This window comes from Evansella tamaricis, from assembly GCF_019042215.1.
GTDB classification, from domain to species: domain Bacteria; phylum Bacillota; class Bacilli; order Bacillales; family Salisediminibacteriaceae; genus Evansella; species Evansella tamaricis.
On sequence record NZ_JAHQCS010000084.1, the window covers coordinates 1 to 16,688 of the forward strand.

The window sequence follows — 16,688 nt, forward strand, 5'->3', positions numbered from 1 at the left end:
GCTTTCCTGTAAAGCACGGAAGGTAATTCTTTCTATCTCTTTCATTGTGATGTTAGGTATGGTATCTTTCATAGTAAGGGTCCTTTCTCTTTGTACAGTTGGTTTCTTGGTCGTTACTTACTATACAAAAAGAGGATCCTTTTTTCATGTGATGTGCTCACACCTACCGCGCTTTCGCTTGGTGTCCTTGGTGACGAGTGGGGAATAAAACCACTTCCCCACTCGTCACCAAGGTTACATATTCTTCCTTAACTTACTTTTTTTCCACCCACAAACATTTTACTCTAACGATTATTAGAAAAGCACAAGCGCCTATGAACACGAGCGTAGGGCAGTGCCTCTTCCTCTACTAGCATTGCTCTGGAGTTTAATCCGTCCATCGGGCAGAACGCCACGTCCTGTGGCATGCCCGATATTAGGACGTCCTGTCCGTCCATCGGGCAGAACGCCACGTCCTGTGACATGCCCGATATTAGGACGTCCTGTCCGTCGTGGAAACTCGAAGCATACTCGAAGGGCAGCATCACTCGCGTACGCCACTGAAGTAAACGCACGTCGTTGGTGCTTGACAGAGACAAAAAAACTTATTTTCTAATCTCTAAATCAATTTTTTTATTAAAAATTTTCCTTTTGCTGACCCCTTTTCTTTCCAGTTGACGTCTAATAAATAAAACACGAGGGAGGCAAAAAATGAATAAGTTAATCATTATTCTTTTGGTTCTGATTTGTTTCATTGTAAGTGCTTGTGGGACAATTCAAGATCCTTCCAGTGTATCACAGCCTCAAGGGGAAGAAGAACCACATATCACTGGCTTAATTTATAACGTAAGTGAATCATCCATTTTAGTGGTGGAAGGAATTGCATCAGTGGATATGGATCAAAGTGAATGGGAGGGGAAAGACGCCATATCCTTTTCCTTATCAGATGAAACCAGTATCCTCGACAGAGATAATGTAGAAATCTCGAAAGAAGAATTACAGAAGGGAGATAAGGTGGAAGCGTGGCACACAGGAACTGTCTTGGAATCTTACCCGCTACAGGCAGAGGCAGTAAAGGTTAGAAAGTTAAACTAGGCGTAGATAAAAAACTTGTACATTTTTTCTAAATGGAGGGGATGGAAAAATAAAATCCATCCCTCTGTATACTATTGAAGAAGAACACCCAAAAAAAAGGAGAAGAATTTTATGAAACTATTAATTATTGGGGGAACAAAATTCCTCGGCAGACATCTAACAGATATTGCCGTCGCACGTGGACATGACGTCACCCTTTTTAATCGAGGGAAATCAAATCCTGATATATTTCCAACAATAGAAACAATCAATGGAGATCGGAATGAAGATCTCCATTTACTGGAGGGACGGGAATGGGACGCGGTGATAGATCCAAGCGGGTACTTACCCACATCCGTAAAAAAATCAGCGCAGATGTTAGCCAAATCCGTAAAGCACTATACCTTTATCTCTAGCATTTCAGTCTATAATGACTTCAACCAAACTGATATTGATGAGACAGCGGAAGTTAGCCCATGGGAACAAGGTACTGAAGAAGTTTTAACTGGGGAAACATATGGGCCTTTAAAAGTATTGTGTGAAAAGGTTGTTCAGGATTCTTTTCCAGAACATTCTCTTATCATCCGCCCTGGGCTGATCGTGGGCCCCCATGACCCTACAGACCGATTTACCTATTGGCCTTTAAGAATTTATGAGGGAGGAGAAGTGTTGGCTCCTGGTAATCCAAACGCCAATGTACAATTTATCGATGTGAGAGACTTATCTGAGTGGATATTAAATATGATTGAAGAACAGAAATCTGGTACATATAATGCAACTGGTCCTGACAGGGATTTAAAAATGGAAGAGTTTCTGAATGAATGTGTCGATGTTGCGTCGGAGAAGGGGATAGGAGTAAATTTAACCTGGGTAAACGAAGAATTTTTGTTGGATAATGAGGCAGGGTACTGGATTGAACTTCCCTTATGGATTCCAGAAAAAGAAAAGAAAGCAGGAATGCTTTCCACAAACTGTAAAAAGGCACTCCGAGAAGGATTGACATTCCGTCCCCTAAAAGAAACCATTCGTGATACGATTGCATGGGACTTGGAGCGGAAAGTAGTGGGAGAAAAGAAAGCAGGTCTCACAAGGGAGAAAGAAACACATCTCCTGAAACATTGGCAAAAGTAACCATGGGGAATATTAACTAATATACTGATGGATTTAATAGAAATTCGATGGCATTACAAATACTAAACTGTGAGTGATTTCCAAATTGGAAATTACTAGAATCTCATAATTTTAGGATGTCTCTTCAAGGGAAAAGAACCTTGTTTGAAGACATCCCTTTTTTATATAAAGTGTTTTAGGGTATTATAACTGTAGAAATAGTACTAAATTCATTGACAGGAATTACAGTTTGCGTTAAAGTTTTCTATGGTAAAAATTATCAAAGGAAAGTATTGATACTCGTATTAAAAAGTTTTTTTATTTCATATCCTTGAATTGGAGTTGATAACTTATGACTAGTAAACGTGCAATTACAGTGGCAAAAGGGGATGGAATAGGTCCTGAAATTATGGACGCCACATTAGAGATATTAAATGCTGCTGGGGCACAAATCGAGCCAGAATTTATTGATATTGGTGAGAAAGTGTACCTTTCCGGTCAGTCCGCAGGTATTGCAGATGACGCTTGGGAATCCCTTCGCCGAACAAAAGTATTTCTAAAAGCTCCTATCACAACACCACAAGGGGGAGGGTATAAGAGTCTGAATGTGACTATTCGGAAATCTCTTGGCTTATATGCCAATGTAAGACCAAATATCTCCTATGATCCCTTCGTAAAAACAAAACACCCTAATATGGATCTCGTTATTATCCGTGAAAACGAAGAGGATCTGTATGCAGGAATTGAACACCAACAAACTCCGGAAGTTGTCCAGTGCCTGAAACTAATCACACGGCCAGGTTCAGAAAAAATTATTCGATATGCCTTTGAATATGCACGTAAAAACAATCGTAAAAAAGTAACTTGTTTTTCTAAAGATAATATCATGAAACTTACCGATGGTCTTTTTCATAAGGTTTTTAATGAAATCTCGGCAGAGTATCCTGATATTGAAACGAATCATTGGATTATCGATATCGGCATTGCGAAAATTGCAGATACTCCAGAGGATTTTGATGTTATCGTTATGCCTAACTTATACGGTGACATTGCCTCCGATGTGGCAGCACAAATTACAGGAAGTGTCGGTTTAGCTGGTTCTTCCAATATAGGAGATCAATGTGCCATGTTTGAAGCTATTCATGGAAGTGCGCCGGATATTGCAGGAAAAGGAATTGCAAACCCATCAGGATTAATTAATGGTGCAATAATGATGTTAGTTCACATTGGCCAACCGGAAGTGGCATCTAAGATTCATAATGCTTGGTTAAAAACGTTAGAAGATGGAATATATACTGGAGACATTGCTAAAGGTGCAGCCTCTGTGAGTACGAAAGAGTTTACAGAAGCGGTGACTGATCGGTTAGGACAAAACCCTAAAACGATTACTCCTATTACGTACAGTAAAAAGGCAAAAGAAGATGAAGAGTATCCGAAGATGTCTCCACTTGTAAAAGACCGCCCAAAACCAGATGTCGTGAGAACTCTCGATGGTGTTGACGTTTTCTTATGTAATAACGAGTTAACCTCAGATGAAATTGGAAAGAAAATAGAAGCCATTGCTGGACCAGAGTTCAAGTTTGTCGTTATGACTAACCGTGGTGTAAAAGTATATCCTGGTGGATTTCCAGAAACATTTACAACGGACCACTGGCGCTGCCGTTTTAATCTTAGCGAATCAAACGCTGAAGCTACCAATGCTCAAATCCGTCACCTATTAGAACGGGTGGAAAAAGCTGGGTTTGATTGGATTAAAACGGAAAACTTATACCGCTTCAACGGGGAATTGGGCTATTCATTAGGTCAAGGTCAATAAAAATTACTTTTAATTATTTGGGTTACATTTCCTATGCCAAGCACCGCCCTTTGTCCTTGGCTTTTGATTGGAAATGTAACCCTTTTTCCTTTTTGTAAAGAGGATTTTTTGGCTTTAATCTCTAATTACTATAAAGAAGACGATTCCACACTGGAGGGAAATTCAAATGGTACATAAAAACACCATCAGTTCCGAATGGCTTAATAATCATTTAAACGATTCAAACCTAATCATTGTAGATTGCAGATTTCAGTTGGGACAACCCACGAAAGGATATAAAGCATTTCAAGAAGAACATCTCCCCCGTGCAATATATCTTGATTTAGAAAAAGATTTATCTTCTCCGATCAGTCAACATGGGGGAAGACACCCTCTACCTACAGTAGAAAAGATGGTTAAAACATTTAGTAAAGCAGGAATTGATCAGTCAAAGAAAGTAGTTATTTACGATGATCAAGGGGGAGCTATGGCAGCAAGGCTTTGGTGGATGCTTAAATATTTAGGACACGAACAAGTATTTGTTTTAGAGGAGGGCTTTTCCCATTGGAAAGCAAATGGGTATCCCACTAGTTCCCAGTTTTCACCGACACCTGAAACAGTTTTCATCCCTTCCGTTCGAAAAGAGATGCTTGTGAGCATGGAGGAAGTAAGATCAAAAATTAATGATCCTGACACCCTTCTTATTGATTCCAGATCGAAAGAAAGATATACAGGCGAACAGGAACCAATTGATCCTGTGGCAGGACATATTCCAGGTGCAGTTTTGGAAGATTGGCAAAACAGATTGTCCGTAAATGGGACTTGGAAAACAAAACCATTACAAAGAGATTCCTTACAGAAATATATAGATTCAGAAAAGGATATCATCATTTATTGTGGGTCTGGTGTTACGGCATGTGCTAATGTCCTTGCGTTTGACGAAGTGGGATTAAAACCAAGATTATATGCAGGGAGTTGGAGCGATTGGATTACTTATCAAGATAATCCGATTGCAAGGAGTAAATAATATAGTTCCTTACGCCATTAGTAGCTATACTTTTTCACCTGTAACAAATGCCTAAAACAGTGTAATTCACTCACAACTCTACCTTTTTTTGCGTACAATGTGTCAGTACGTAAAAGGAGGGAAATAGTGTGATAACGGAGAATCGGTTTTTACCGTATATATTGTCTTTTGTCTTGATTGTTTTTACTGCTTTTACCTTTTATATGTTTGGCAGTATGGATCGAACGGAACCAGTGACGGCTTCCAGTGATAGTAGTGTTGAAGGGGAGTCAAACTCCTCCAGTACGTCTAATGGGGATTCAAATGAAATATCCAATTCAATAGAAAATGAGATTAATAGTGAAAATGGAACCATCGATAATACGATTACTAATGAGATCAATGGTGCAAATGGTGACATTGATAACAATATAGACAATAGAATTAATGGTGAGAATGGTGATATTAAAAACACCATCGAGAATATTATCAATGGTGACAATGCTCAAATTGATAATAATATAGAAAATCATATTAATAACAGTTCTAATAATTTGATAGATAATAGTATAACAAACAATATTGAAGTTAACGTGGATGTGAATGTGACGAACAATATAACAAATAATATAGAGAGTTCTGGGACAGAAGAAGATAGTGAGACAGAAAATGGGAATGGTGATGAAAACGGCAACGGAGTTCAAAATGGAGAGGGAAACGGTAATGGAGAAGGCAATGGAGAGGGAACAAACGGAGAAGATACTCCCGAAACAGTTTGGGGTGTCGATTCTGCCAGCATAACAACAGATGAGATGCTCATGTGTGTCCGCGAAAATTTTGGTGATCCTGAAGTTTGGGCCAGATACTTAAGGGATAAGGATGGCGTCTCCTATGGATTGCGACAGGATGAAGTGGAGTTGCTCCACTCCAATGATATCGATATTATGGTCATATGGAATCATTTTGAAGATGCTACTGGATATGAGAAAGGGCAAAGTCAAGCTAATGAAGCCATTGAAGAAGCCAGAGAATTTGGAATACCAGAAGGGGTTGCCATCTTTGCCAACGTGGAACCTATTTATCCCATCGACTCTGGATTTCTTTTAGGTTGGTATGAAACTTTGGCAGAATCAGAATATGAATCAGGTGTTTATGGTATTTTTCACCCAGACAGAGATTTATATATCGCATACGAAGCGGCTGCAGAAGAAAATCCTGATTTAATGGAGAATAACTACGTCTGGACCTCTTCACCAAATCATGGCATTACTACAGAAGACAATGCTCCTGACTATAATCCAGAGGCACCAGAAGGTTCTTTAATTGCCGGTTGGCAATACGGCATTGATGCAGAAACTTGCAATATAGACACAAATCATTTTGATAGTAATGTCTTTGATGCCTTGTGGTCAAACGAATAAAATAACGGTCTCCCGGAAGATCATTTGACCTTCCGAGAGACCGTTTTAATTTTATGGTTATTTTACTTACTTAAGATAATTTCTTTTGATTTTCTTTTCACCTTACGATACGACTTGACTAAAAATGTTTTCACATCAAAACGGGGACTCATTGGTTCATATACTTTATCAAATTCTGATGCTGGACATGGATATTGTTCTCCGTTGCTGTCAGTAATCAAATAATCCCCCGGATTACCTGTCATTGCCCCTTCCACTGTATCAATTGTCATCGGTCTCGTAATCTTTACCGCTTCCACTACAATTGGTTTCCTTCGATATTTTGGCATTCATCAGACCTCCTATCCGCTTTTTAAGTAATCTATCAATCAATAAATCTTTCCTTTCGGTAAATGGTATCCTATATTATTCATATTCGCTTAAAACAATGGATGTGCATCTAACTAAAAGAAAGTCTTTAATTTCCCTTTTGTTGCTACAACTATTACTTTTATTTCCTTATTCTTTAATGTATTATAAATTGTATAGTTAATAATAGGACCTAGTGATAAAGATAATGAATAGTAGTTTATATATTAAACAAAGGGGAGACTGGAAATGAAAAAAAGAGTTGTTATTACAGGTATTGGTGCTGTAAGTCCTGTAGGAAATGATGCTATTACCACTTGGGAAAATGTAAAAGCTGGAGTTTCTGGAATTGCCCCGATTACTAAAGTTGATCCAGATCAATTTACGGTAAAAGTAGCAGCAGAGGTTAAAGATTTTAAACCGGACCAATACGTGGATTTTAAGGAAGCAAGAAGAATGGCGCGTTATACTCATTTTGCTATAGCAGCAAGCAAAATGGCTTTGACGGATGCAAAAGTTGAAATGGGGGGAAATGTTGACCCTTATCGTGTGGGAGTGTGGATTGGATCAGGGATCGGCGGATTAGACGAATTTGAAGAACAGCACAAAAAATTTTTAAAAAGGGGACCAAAACGAGTCAGTCCATTTACTATCCCCATGTTCATCCCTGATATGGCATCTGGTAGAGTTTCGATTGAAGTGGGGGCAAAGGGGATGAATAACTGCTCTGTGACTGCTTGTGCTTCTGGTGCGAACTCCATTGGGGATGCTTTCCGAGTGATCCAATACGGGGACGCTGATATGATGATTACAGGAGGGACCGAAGCGGCAATTACAGAAATGACAATTGCAGGTTTTTCCAACATGACTGCGTTATCTACCAATCCTGATCCTAAGACAGCGAGTCGCCCATTTGATAAAAACCGTGATGGATTTGTTATTGCAGAAGGAGCAGGAATATTTATACTAGAAGAATTGGAACATGCACTAGCACGAGGGGCAACAATCTATGGAGAGATAGCAGGGTATGGGGCAACCGGAGATGCCCATCACATCACAACACCTGCACCAAACGGAGAAGGGGCACAGCGTGCAATGAAAATGGCATTGAAAGATGCAAATGTTGATCCTGAATCTGTAGATTACATTAATGCCCATGGAACATCCACATACTATAATGATCTTTACGAAACAATCGCTATCAAAGAAGTATTTGGAGAACATGCCTACAATCTTTCCGTTAGTTCCACTAAATCCATGACCGGACATTTATTAGGGGCTGCAGGAGCAGTTGAGGCTATCGTGTCTTTATTAGCCATGAAGGATGGGATTATGCCACCTACCATAAACTATGAAACTCCCGACGAACAACTAGATTTAGACTATGTTCCAAATACTTCTAAAACTGGTGATCTCCAAGTAGTCATGTCAAACTCTTTAGGGTTCGGCGGACATAATGTTTCCTTACTGTTTAAAAAGCTAGTATTCTAATCTAAGTTCAGTATCCTGAAATGGTGATCAACTTTGAAAAATAACATAATCTAATTATATGATAAGAAAAGCGCAAGCGCCTATGGTCACGAGCGTAGGGCAGTGGAGGAATGACAACTAGAAGTCCGCTCTTTGACTTCGGTTGTCACTTCCGAAGTGCCCCGCAGCGAGTAGGCGGTGGAGCTAGACAACAATAAGAAAACTTATACTCCCTCATCTCTTTAAAAAAGTGTGGAAAAAACGGAGCCATTCCACACTCTTTTATTTAAAACTGGTAACTACTCAGTTAAATAATCATTTATTGAAATACTCGGCTTTTAATGAATGGAGAATTTCCAGTGATCTTTTTGCCCAATCGCTTCCTTCCTTTTCTAGAGCTGACATTTCTTCCTCCACGGATTGCTTTAAAGATTCTTTATAATCCGGAACTTCTCCATCATATTTTTTTACATAAGCATCTGGTATATTCGTTTTTTCATGGAAAGCAAGGGCTCGACGCTCATGAAAAAGTGGGACATTGACACTTTTGGCCTGATGGAGGTCACCCTGTTTAGGGTGTTTTAAAACTGCTAAGACTTGAACAACATAACGTCCTGGTTTTGATTCCGTGATTTCACCAATATATTTTCCGGTTTTATAGATTCCCGTCACACGTTCACCAATATCAAATCGTTCACTCATCCTTAGATCCCCTTTGTGTGTTTTTTTTGATCATATCATACTACAGTCATTTCATAAAAACGGTTAGTTTTAATTTGCAGTAAAGGATTTCACTTACCACAAATCGAAGTTCATACTAGTAAATAGTTTGGAAAGGAAGAATACCATGAATCCATTAGAACTAACGGAACAAATTAACCAGTTGGAACAGGTTATTATAAAGAAGAAGGCGCAATTAGCCAAATTGCGTAAACAAGTGGAAGGTGTTCCAGTCTCAAACTATGTATTTACGAGATCCAATGGAAATACAATTCGCTTGACTGATTTATTCGATGACAAAGATGAACTCCTAGTTATTCATAATATGGGGAAGAATTGTCCTTATTGTACATTGTGGGCAGACGGGTTTAATAGCCTATACCATCATATTATTGAAAAGGCTGCGTTTGTTTTATCTTCTCCTGATGACCCTGCCACACAAGATGATGTGGCGGCAGAAAGGGGTTGGCAATTTCCCATGGTTTCTACAGCAAACAACACTTTTAAAGAAGATTTTGGATTCAAAAAAAAGGACGAGTACTATCCTGGAGTATCTGTTTTTACGAAAGGAAAAGATGGACAGGTTTTTCACCATTCGAAAACTTTGTTTGGTCCAGGAGATGATTTTTGTGTTTTAACGTCATTGTTTGATTTGCTCCCTTCAGGATCCGAATTTTTTCATCCTAAACGGAAAATCAATAAAAACTCTAGTTTTCAATTAACAAATAATGTAGCTGTACAGGTAAAAGATTACGCAAATGCCATTACATTTTATAATAAAATTATTGGTATGAGATTAGATTCCACTACACCTGTTGAATCAAAATTCAGTATTAATGGAAGGAATTTTTATATTGAAAATGCGGATGCAAATGTAGGGGAAGGAAAGGTATTTTTTGAGTTTGCGGTGGATGATTTTGCGGCGGCAAAAAAATTGCTAGTTCAGGAAGGGTGTACCATAACAAAGGAATACCATGAAAAAAGTGTTATGCTAAAGGATCCTTATGGTTTGAGGTATCATCTATTTGAAAGTACGTGAACTTTGTTGTACTAAATGAAAAAAGGGGAGGGGAGGGGCTTGCCACAGGACGTGGCGTTCTGCCCGATGAACGGATACGCTCTAGAGCAATGCTTGTAGAGGAAGAGACAAAGCGCTTGCGCTTTTCTTATACTAATCAGTTTTTAGTTTGTATAAATTTCTCGATCTCCTCCCAATACCGACTATCAGATTGTATGTTATTATGGTTTTTTCCGTCGAAAATGGATATGGTTGTATGACCACCCCACATGTCCCCAAGGTTCTCAGAATACTCAGGGGGAATAACTCGATCTTCCGATGCAATCATCAACAACAGCGGGGTGTGAATGTCAGGTGCCCGAGAGATATTATCAAAGTTATGATTTAATAAAAGTGATACAGGAACAAGAGGATACCTAGAACGTGCCACATTTGTAAGACTGTCATATGGGGAAACTAATATTAGTTTTTCCACCATCCGTTGTTCTGCCACATAAACAGCTACACCAGTTCCCATGCTTCTTCCTAAAACAGAAATATCATGGTGATTGATATCTGGCATTTCTGTTATAAAATCGTAGATTGCCAAAGCATCATGAAACATTGCTATTTCTCCAGGGGTTCCATCACTTTTCCCGTAGCCCCTATAATTCATTAATAAAATGGAATGGGATTTGATCCCTTGTAATGGACCGATAAGATGGGAAACTTCTTCTGCATTCCCTCCAAAGTAAATGAGAAGAGGGGACGGAGATTCCATCTCATTTTTAACTAACCATCCGTGAACGGAAGTAGAATCATTTACTTGTAATGTAATTTCCTCCACATTCGAGTAGTTGGAATTTATGTAATTCACACGCTCTGCAGTGATAGGTTGTGGATAAAAAAGCATCCGATCTTGAAGAAAATAGAAAAGGATGTAAATCAAAAATATAATAAATGAGATAATTAACACGAAATGAATTATTTTATACTTGAAGAGCAGTTCCATCTTCTATTCACCCTCCTAAAAGGTCTTGACACTTTTATGTACCCCTTTTGAATAAGTGAACAAACTAATACTTTTTCAGTTTTTCGTCCCGAAGCATTTGTTCATCCTCTGATGACAAATCATACTTCTTCAATAAATGAAATATCTCATTCAACTCATCTTGAGATGCGATACCTTTTTTTAAGTAAGTAGTAATACTAGATAAAACTTCCCCTGGCAAATAAGAGCTTTGCTGCGCTAATTTCCCTTTAACATCTGCAAGACTATGGTCTATATTACAGTTAGACATCAGTAATCACTGCCTTTCTGAAAAAACTCTTTTTGGATTCGTAATACCGCTTGTTCTTTCAATTTTGCTTCCAACATAATATCAGAATTTCTTCCATCCAGCACGTCTAATAATCGCTTAAAATCATCTTTAAACACATACTCATGGTGACTACGATCTTTTTCGTGGGTCTTACCTGAACTGATATGTACTTTAGGAATCATTTTATCAGACCAGGAGTTAAACACTTTCTCTATCATCGGTGGAAGTGGTTTCCCATCGTTGTGACAAACATGATGGTGAATATCAAAGCAAATTGGAATACCACTTGATTCGGAAATGTCGATAACGTCTTGTAATTGATACGTACGATCATCATTTTCTAGCCGTAATTTTTCTTTAATACTTGATGATAACTTTTTATAACTGGAAATAAACCGGTCTTTCGCCAGGTCCATGTTCCCATATTGACCACCACCATGGATGATCATATCTGTTCCACCAACGAGATTTAATAGTTTATCATGATATTCCAAATCACCGAAAGACCTCTCCAAAACGTCTTCCCGTGGGGTACTTAAGACAGTAAACTGTCCTGGATGCATTGATAACCGAAGATCATGTTTTTCCTTGAAATCCTTTATTTCACCCGATATTCGGATGATATCTTCGTCCTTCCACCATTCCCACTCCATTTCTTGGTGACTTCCTAGTGGAACAATCTCGGTACTCATCCGATAAAAAAGAATCTGATGATCCACATTCCAGTGCAGTGCCTTATAAACGTTCTCCAAATTGTGAATTGTTAATTCTTTAATGGTTTCATGGCCATTTTTCTGGAATGTCGCAAGGCGGCAAGTTCTGAATTTCGTTGGTAATGTCGTATTAATACAGGCATATCCTAAACGCATATAAAATAGCTCCTCTGCTTACTTTTAAAAATACAAAAAAAATCCACTTCTGTTCTTATACTTTGTATAGTAATATAAAAGAGTTCATAAACATAATCATTTGTCTTTATTGCATTCCGGCAGGAATTTAATAGAAGAGATATTTAACTAGTGATCTTTATGACTATCAAAGATCACTTCTTTTATTGAGACTTCAACAATAGAAGGGGATTAACATGAGTAATAATCCAGATATAAAAAAACTTTCCATCATAGCAATAACGTGGCCAATTTTTATAGAATCATTACTTCATATGTCATTACGTACTGCCGATACATTCATGCTCAGCCAAGTTTCTGATGAAGCAGTTGCTGCTGTTGGAGTATCAAATCAATTAATCATGTTTATGTTTTTTCTGTTTCAATTTATTTCAACAGGTGCAGCAGTGGTTGTTGCCCAATATCTCGGGGCAAAAAAATATGACGAAATAAAACTATTAACTGGAAATGCTATTTTGCTAAATTTCTTTTTTGGTATTTTAGTCGCATCAGTAATAATGATATTTAGTCGGCAATTACTGGGCTTTTTCTCATTAGAACCGGAATTATTTCAACAGGCAAGGACATTTCTACTTATTGTTGGGGGAGCACTTGTATTTCAGGCAGTAAGTGTAACGATCTCAGCCATTATTCAAACCCATGGCTATACGAAGGAAACCATGTTGGTCACATTAGGAATGAACGTATTGAACATAACCGGTAACTATCTCTTTATCTTTGGAGCATTCGGTTTCCCACAATGGGGTGTACCAGGGGTAGCCATTTCTACGGCCGTGAGCCAGTTTTTAGCCTTGATTGCCTATGGGCTCGTCCTATATTACCGTGTTAAATTAAGAATTGAGTGGAAAGAGTATTTCACTTGGCAAAAAGAAAGATTGATGAAGATCCTACGTATCGGTGTGCCGTCTTCCCTATCGATGGTTTCTTATTCGAGCAGTCAAATTGTGACCACAGGCTTCATCACTCTCTTAGGGACTCAAATGCTTGCAACGAGAATTTATTCATTGAACATATTATTTCTCGTTATGATTTTAGGAATTTCTTTAGGAAGGGGATCTCAAATTGTCATTGGTCACTTAATCGGAGCAGGGAAGATGGACGAGGCTTATAAGCAGGGATTACGAAGTGGAAGATGGAGTATCATCGTCGCATTAGGTATCACAGCAATTGTCACCACATTCAGTAAGCCTTTACTTGGTCTTTTTACAAATGACCCTGAGATTATTTCAATGGGGGTTATCTTATTACTCTTGGGATTCTTATTAGAACCTGGCAGATGCTTAAACCTCGTATACGGTGGTATCCTCAATGGAGCGGGTGATGCGAGATTCGTCATGATTGAGTCAATAGCTGTTATGTGGTTATTCAGTGTACCCCTCTATTATTTACTTGGGATACATTTAGGATATGGTTTAATTGGTATTTGGATTGCCTTTATTGCTGACGAGTGGGTCAGGGGATTATTTGTCTATTTCCGTTGGAGGAGTAAAGCGTGGGAGAAGAAAGCCCTTGTTAAACATGAGCGTACAGAAGTAGAACAAACGGCTTAATCCCTCTTACTACCTTTTTGGAAAATAATTGCATGTATCTGTTCCCATGAGGAATACTAAATAGGACTACTTCAAAAAGGAGTAAACCTATGGAAATAAAAAATGGAACAGTATATGAAATTGCAGATGAGATACAAAAAAACTTTTTTTCTTCAGGCAGCCTTACCATCGTAGGGAAAACCGGTAATATTATTCGTTTTAAACTTTCCAATGGGAAAGGGTACGGTGCTATGCCCCTTCAACATTTGGAATATATGTTAAGAAATAAGCGTGTTGTTCAAAAGTTAAATAAACGAAAATTCCTTGAGGAAGTAAGTAATGCGAAAGATGAAGGGGAAGAGATCGTTTAACAATGTATTCAAAAGGGGAGGGATGCCCCTTTTGAATACAACTGTTTTGAAAAGACAGAAACGATTCTAAAAAGAGGGAAACTCTTTTTTTAGCAAGGAGTAAGTATATACATGAATAAACTCACCATCTAATAACTGGTGTTCCCTCAATACTCCGTCACGCTGAAAACCATATTTATCTAAAACCTTTATCGCCCGTTGATTCTTACAATTTGTTGAAGCGGTAATTTTATGGAGACTCATCTTTCTAAACCCAAATTCTAATAATGCATGAACAGCTTCTGTTGCATATCCTTTTCCCCAGAATTCACTTGAAAGATTTCCCCCAATTTCAGCATGTCTTGAAATTCTATCCCAATTTTTAAATCCACATGTCCCAATAATTTTCTTTTCAGATACTAATTCCACACCCCAGTTTATATTATACGGAGTTCGATTTAGTTCCTTTGCTTTTTTAATTAAAAACTCCGCATCCTTCAGTTCCTTTATTTCATCACTTTGATCCAGTGTCAGGACTTTAGGATCGGAAAAAAGATGATAAACATCTAATTTATCATCTTTATCCAGTTCACGAAAAACGAGGTTATTTGTTTGAAATCGCATTTCTACGGTACACACCGGTTTTTAATAATATGGTCTGCGGCGAAATCCAGCAATACCAATCAGTGGAATAGCAACTAAGGCTCCTAATGCTAGTGGAAAAAAGAATAGTCCAGGTCCTTGATGACCACCTTGTGGAGCCCGTTCTTCACGGATATAGACATATTCTCTGTCTACCCTTTCAATTTTACCTACATATACTTTTCCTTCTCGATCTGTTATCTCCACATCTTGCCCCATATGATCACAACAAACTTTATAGTAATGTTCTCCAGACATCTAATCATCCTTTACGAAAGTTTTTTTAAATTAGGTGATTACTAATCATTAATTGTTGACTTAGTATTATCGTATGGGTGATAGACACATTTGTTATAGTTCAATAGCCTGTTTATGAAAAAATAGACTAATCGAGAAAGGAGAAACAATTTAAACCAACAAAAAAAGCGAAGGAAATTATTCCTTTCGCTTTCATTAGATTTAGTCCATATTAAACAACTTTATAAAGCAATTTTTGTTGAAGAGTATGGTATAGTGTTTGCGCTTCTTCGTTTGTTAATGGTACTAACGGTAATCTTACAGAACCTACATGTAATCCTGCCATTCCAAGGGCTGATTTAACAGGCGTCGGGTTAGGGGCAGCAAATAACGCCTTCATCACAGGTAATAAATCACGATGGAGGGTTGCTGCATAGGCCGTATTTCCGTTGTGGTGGGATTGAATCATTTGCTTCATTTCATTACCAATAATATGAGAGGCAACCGAAACGATTCCTTGACCTCCAATCGCTAACAGTGGCAAGGTAAGACTGTCATCTCCACTATATACATAAAAATCATCCGGTGTATTTTTGATAATATTAGCCATGACATCTAAATCACCGCCAGCCTCTTTAATACAGACGATGTTCTCTACATGCGAGAGACGAATGACAGTTTCTTCCGTCATATTGACAGCAGAACGGCCAGGGATGTTATACAACATAATAGGAAGAGTTGTAGACTTAGCAATTCTGGTAAAATGCTGATACATTCCTTCTTGATTTGGTTTATTGTAATAAGGCGTAACAAGCATAATCCCATCCACACCAGCATTTTCAGCAATCTTAGTTAATTGAATGGAAGCTTTTGTACTATTTGTTCCAGTTCCTGCAATTACGGGAATTCGTTGATCAACCACTTTTACGACAAACTCAAAAAGTGCCTTCTTTTCTTCCGTTGTGAGGGTAGGGGATTCTCCTGTTGTTCCTGCAACAACCAAAGCATCTGTACCATTTGCAATTAAGTGGTTAATTAGTAATTCAGTTGCAGGAAAATCAATTTCCTCCTGCTCATCAAATGGGGTAACCATCGCAGTAATTAATTGTCCAAAATTCATGTAAAGCACCTCTATTCAACAGATTTTCGTCACTTTTAAGTGACATAAAGTTCTTGAATAGAGCTAAACCGCATGATCAACCGTGTCAAAGTATTTAGAAATAAAAAACAACAACGAGGGAATCGTTGCTGCATGGAATTTTTTTCACGGTTCATTCCAGCGTGAGATAGCCCTCCATATAGTCTTTTTATGCAAAAGACTATATGACAGTTCTGAATTTATTTAATGTCAGAACCAGCAACAAACCAATGGGAAGTTATTGCTTCGGCAAATCCCCCTTTCCACACCTATTATCAGAGCCCATTCTCCTCCTGATGTGTACTAATGGTCAATGCACCTCTAAACTCACTTCAAAGTTTTTGAAGTAAATATATATGAACTTTGTTCAACCTTATCAAAATATTAGAGTTTTTGCAACACCTCAAATATAGTTGTTTGCGTCAACCATTTGTGGGCATATTTTTTAGTGAGTTCAGGAATGCCTCTTTTTGTTAAGTTTTTGTTGACAACGCTTTCTTGATTTAATGAGTTGTTCAAATTACCTTTAACAAATTTTTTTAAGCAATAAGTTAAATGTTTATACTCGAATCCGTTACAGACGGACGCTTTCCGCGGGCACGGCCTCTGCCTCCTCGCCGCAAAGACCAGCGTCTGCGGGGT

Annotated in this window: 19 protein-coding genes and 1 riboswitch; of the genes, 9 read left to right on the top strand and 10 right to left on the bottom strand. The window is 38.2% G+C overall.

Annotated features, from left to right (window positions below):
* Positions 1–312 precede the first annotated feature (312 nt).
* Positions 313–540: a hypothetical protein gene (locus tag KS419_RS08480; RefSeq protein ID WP_217065812.1), complete on the bottom strand. Its 228-nt coding sequence runs from the start codon at positions 538–540 to the stop codon at positions 313–315.
* Positions 541–690: 150 nt separating this feature from the next.
* Here KS419_RS08480 and KS419_RS08485 point away from each other — a divergent pair, with 150 nt between their 5' ends.
* The 5 genes from KS419_RS08485 (at position 691) to KS419_RS08505 (ending at position 6,385) form a co-directional block, all read left to right on the top strand.
* Positions 691–1,074: a DUF3221 domain-containing protein gene (locus tag KS419_RS08485; protein WP_217065815.1), complete on the top strand. Its 384-nt coding sequence runs from the start codon at positions 691–693 to the stop codon at positions 1,072–1,074.
* Between the two features lie 111 nt (positions 1,075–1,185).
* Positions 1,186–2,184, top strand: a complete 999-nt coding sequence (locus KS419_RS08490) for an NAD-dependent epimerase/dehydratase family protein (RefSeq protein ID WP_217065817.1) — start codon at positions 1,186–1,188, stop codon at positions 2,182–2,184.
* A 331-nt stretch (positions 2,185–2,515) separates the two neighbouring features.
* On the top strand, positions 2,516–3,979 hold the full coding sequence (locus KS419_RS08495) for an NADP-dependent isocitrate dehydrogenase (RefSeq protein WP_217065819.1): 1,464 nt from the start codon (positions 2,516–2,518) through the stop codon (positions 3,977–3,979).
* 166 nt (positions 3,980–4,145) lie between these two features.
* Positions 4,146–4,985: a sulfurtransferase gene (locus KS419_RS08500; RefSeq protein WP_217065821.1), complete on the top strand. Its 840-nt coding sequence runs from the start codon at positions 4,146–4,148 to the stop codon at positions 4,983–4,985.
* Between the two features lie 128 nt (positions 4,986–5,113).
* The gene (locus tag KS419_RS08505) at positions 5,114–6,385 is read left to right on the top strand and encodes a glycoside hydrolase domain-containing protein (RefSeq protein ID WP_343215043.1); all 1,272 of its coding nucleotides are present in this window, start codon (positions 5,114–5,116) and stop codon (positions 6,383–6,385) included.
* A gap of 62 nt (positions 6,386–6,447) precedes the next feature.
* Here the strand turns inward: KS419_RS08505 and KS419_RS08510 are convergent, their stop codons facing one another.
* Complete coding sequence (locus tag KS419_RS08510; RefSeq protein WP_217065824.1) at positions 6,448–6,714, bottom strand: PGDYG domain-containing protein; 267 nt, start codon at positions 6,712–6,714, stop codon at positions 6,448–6,450.
* A 268-nt stretch (positions 6,715–6,982) separates the two neighbouring features.
* Between KS419_RS08510 and fabF the strand changes: the two genes are divergently transcribed.
* Positions 6,983–8,224: a beta-ketoacyl-ACP synthase II gene (gene fabF / locus KS419_RS08515; protein ID WP_217065826.1), complete on the top strand. Its 1,242-nt coding sequence runs from the start codon at positions 6,983–6,985 to the stop codon at positions 8,222–8,224.
* Between the two features lie 294 nt (positions 8,225–8,518).
* Here the strand turns inward: fabF and kapB are convergent, their stop codons facing one another.
* Entirely contained in the window at positions 8,519–8,905 is a 387-nt protein-coding gene (gene kapB / locus KS419_RS08520; RefSeq protein ID WP_217065827.1) for a kinase-associated lipoprotein KapB, read from the bottom strand.
* Between the two features lie 145 nt (positions 8,906–9,050).
* On the opposite strand from kapB, the gene KS419_RS08525 reads away from it, so the two are divergent.
* Positions 9,051–9,962, top strand: a complete 912-nt coding sequence (locus KS419_RS08525) for a DUF899 family protein (protein WP_217065829.1) — start codon at positions 9,051–9,053, stop codon at positions 9,960–9,962.
* 136 nt (positions 9,963–10,098) lie between these two features.
* On the opposite strand, the gene KS419_RS08530 is transcribed toward KS419_RS08525, so the two are convergent.
* The 3 genes from KS419_RS08530 to uvsE form a co-directional block, all read right to left on the bottom strand.
* The gene (locus KS419_RS08530; protein WP_217065831.1) at positions 10,099–10,932 is read right to left on the bottom strand and encodes an alpha/beta hydrolase; all 834 of its coding nucleotides are present in this window, start codon (positions 10,930–10,932) and stop codon (positions 10,099–10,101) included.
* 64 nt (positions 10,933–10,996) lie between these two features.
* On the bottom strand, positions 10,997–11,221 hold the full coding sequence (locus tag KS419_RS08535; RefSeq protein WP_217065833.1) for a group-specific protein: 225 nt from the start codon (positions 11,219–11,221) through the stop codon (positions 10,997–10,999).
* Positions 11,221–12,111 carry a UV DNA damage repair endonuclease UvsE gene (gene uvsE, locus KS419_RS08540; RefSeq protein ID WP_217065835.1) on the bottom strand — a complete coding sequence of 297 codons (891 nt, stop codon included), beginning with the start codon at positions 12,109–12,111 and terminating at the stop codon, positions 11,221–11,223. The genes KS419_RS08535 and uvsE overlap by 1 nt, the downstream gene beginning before the upstream one ends.
* A gap of 215 nt (positions 12,112–12,326) precedes the next feature.
* On the opposite strand from uvsE, the gene KS419_RS08545 reads away from it, so the two are divergent.
* Both KS419_RS08545 and KS419_RS08550 read left to right on the top strand, forming a co-directional pair.
* Positions 12,327–13,700 carry an MATE family efflux transporter gene (locus KS419_RS08545; RefSeq protein WP_217065837.1) on the top strand — a complete coding sequence of 458 codons (1,374 nt, stop codon included), beginning with the start codon at positions 12,327–12,329 and terminating at the stop codon, positions 13,698–13,700.
* Between the two features lie 89 nt (positions 13,701–13,789).
* Positions 13,790–14,050: a hypothetical protein gene (locus KS419_RS08550; RefSeq protein WP_217065839.1), complete on the top strand. Its 261-nt coding sequence runs from the start codon at positions 13,790–13,792 to the stop codon at positions 14,048–14,050.
* Between the two features lie 66 nt (positions 14,051–14,116).
* On the opposite strand, the gene KS419_RS08555 is transcribed toward KS419_RS08550, so the two are convergent.
* From KS419_RS08555 to KS419_RS08570, 4 genes are all read right to left on the bottom strand, one after another.
* Positions 14,117–14,653, bottom strand: a complete 537-nt coding sequence (locus KS419_RS08555; RefSeq protein WP_217065841.1) for a GNAT family N-acetyltransferase — start codon at positions 14,651–14,653, stop codon at positions 14,117–14,119.
* Positions 14,654–14,674: 21 nt separating this feature from the next.
* Positions 14,675–14,929 carry a hypothetical protein gene (locus KS419_RS08560; protein WP_217065843.1) on the bottom strand — a complete coding sequence of 85 codons (255 nt, stop codon included), beginning with the start codon at positions 14,927–14,929 and terminating at the stop codon, positions 14,675–14,677.
* Positions 14,930–15,140: 211 nt separating this feature from the next.
* Positions 15,141–16,028, bottom strand: coding sequence for a 4-hydroxy-tetrahydrodipicolinate synthase (gene dapA / locus KS419_RS08565; protein ID WP_217065845.1), 888 nt, complete (start codon positions 16,026–16,028; stop codon positions 15,141–15,143).
* Positions 16,029–16,187: 159 nt separating this feature from the next.
* A riboswitch (Lysine riboswitch) is annotated at positions 16,188–16,378 on the bottom strand.
* A 52-nt stretch (positions 16,379–16,430) separates the two neighbouring features.
* On the bottom strand, positions 16,431–16,688 hold a 258-nt coding region (locus tag KS419_RS08570; RefSeq protein WP_217065847.1), incomplete at its 5' end, for a hypothetical protein.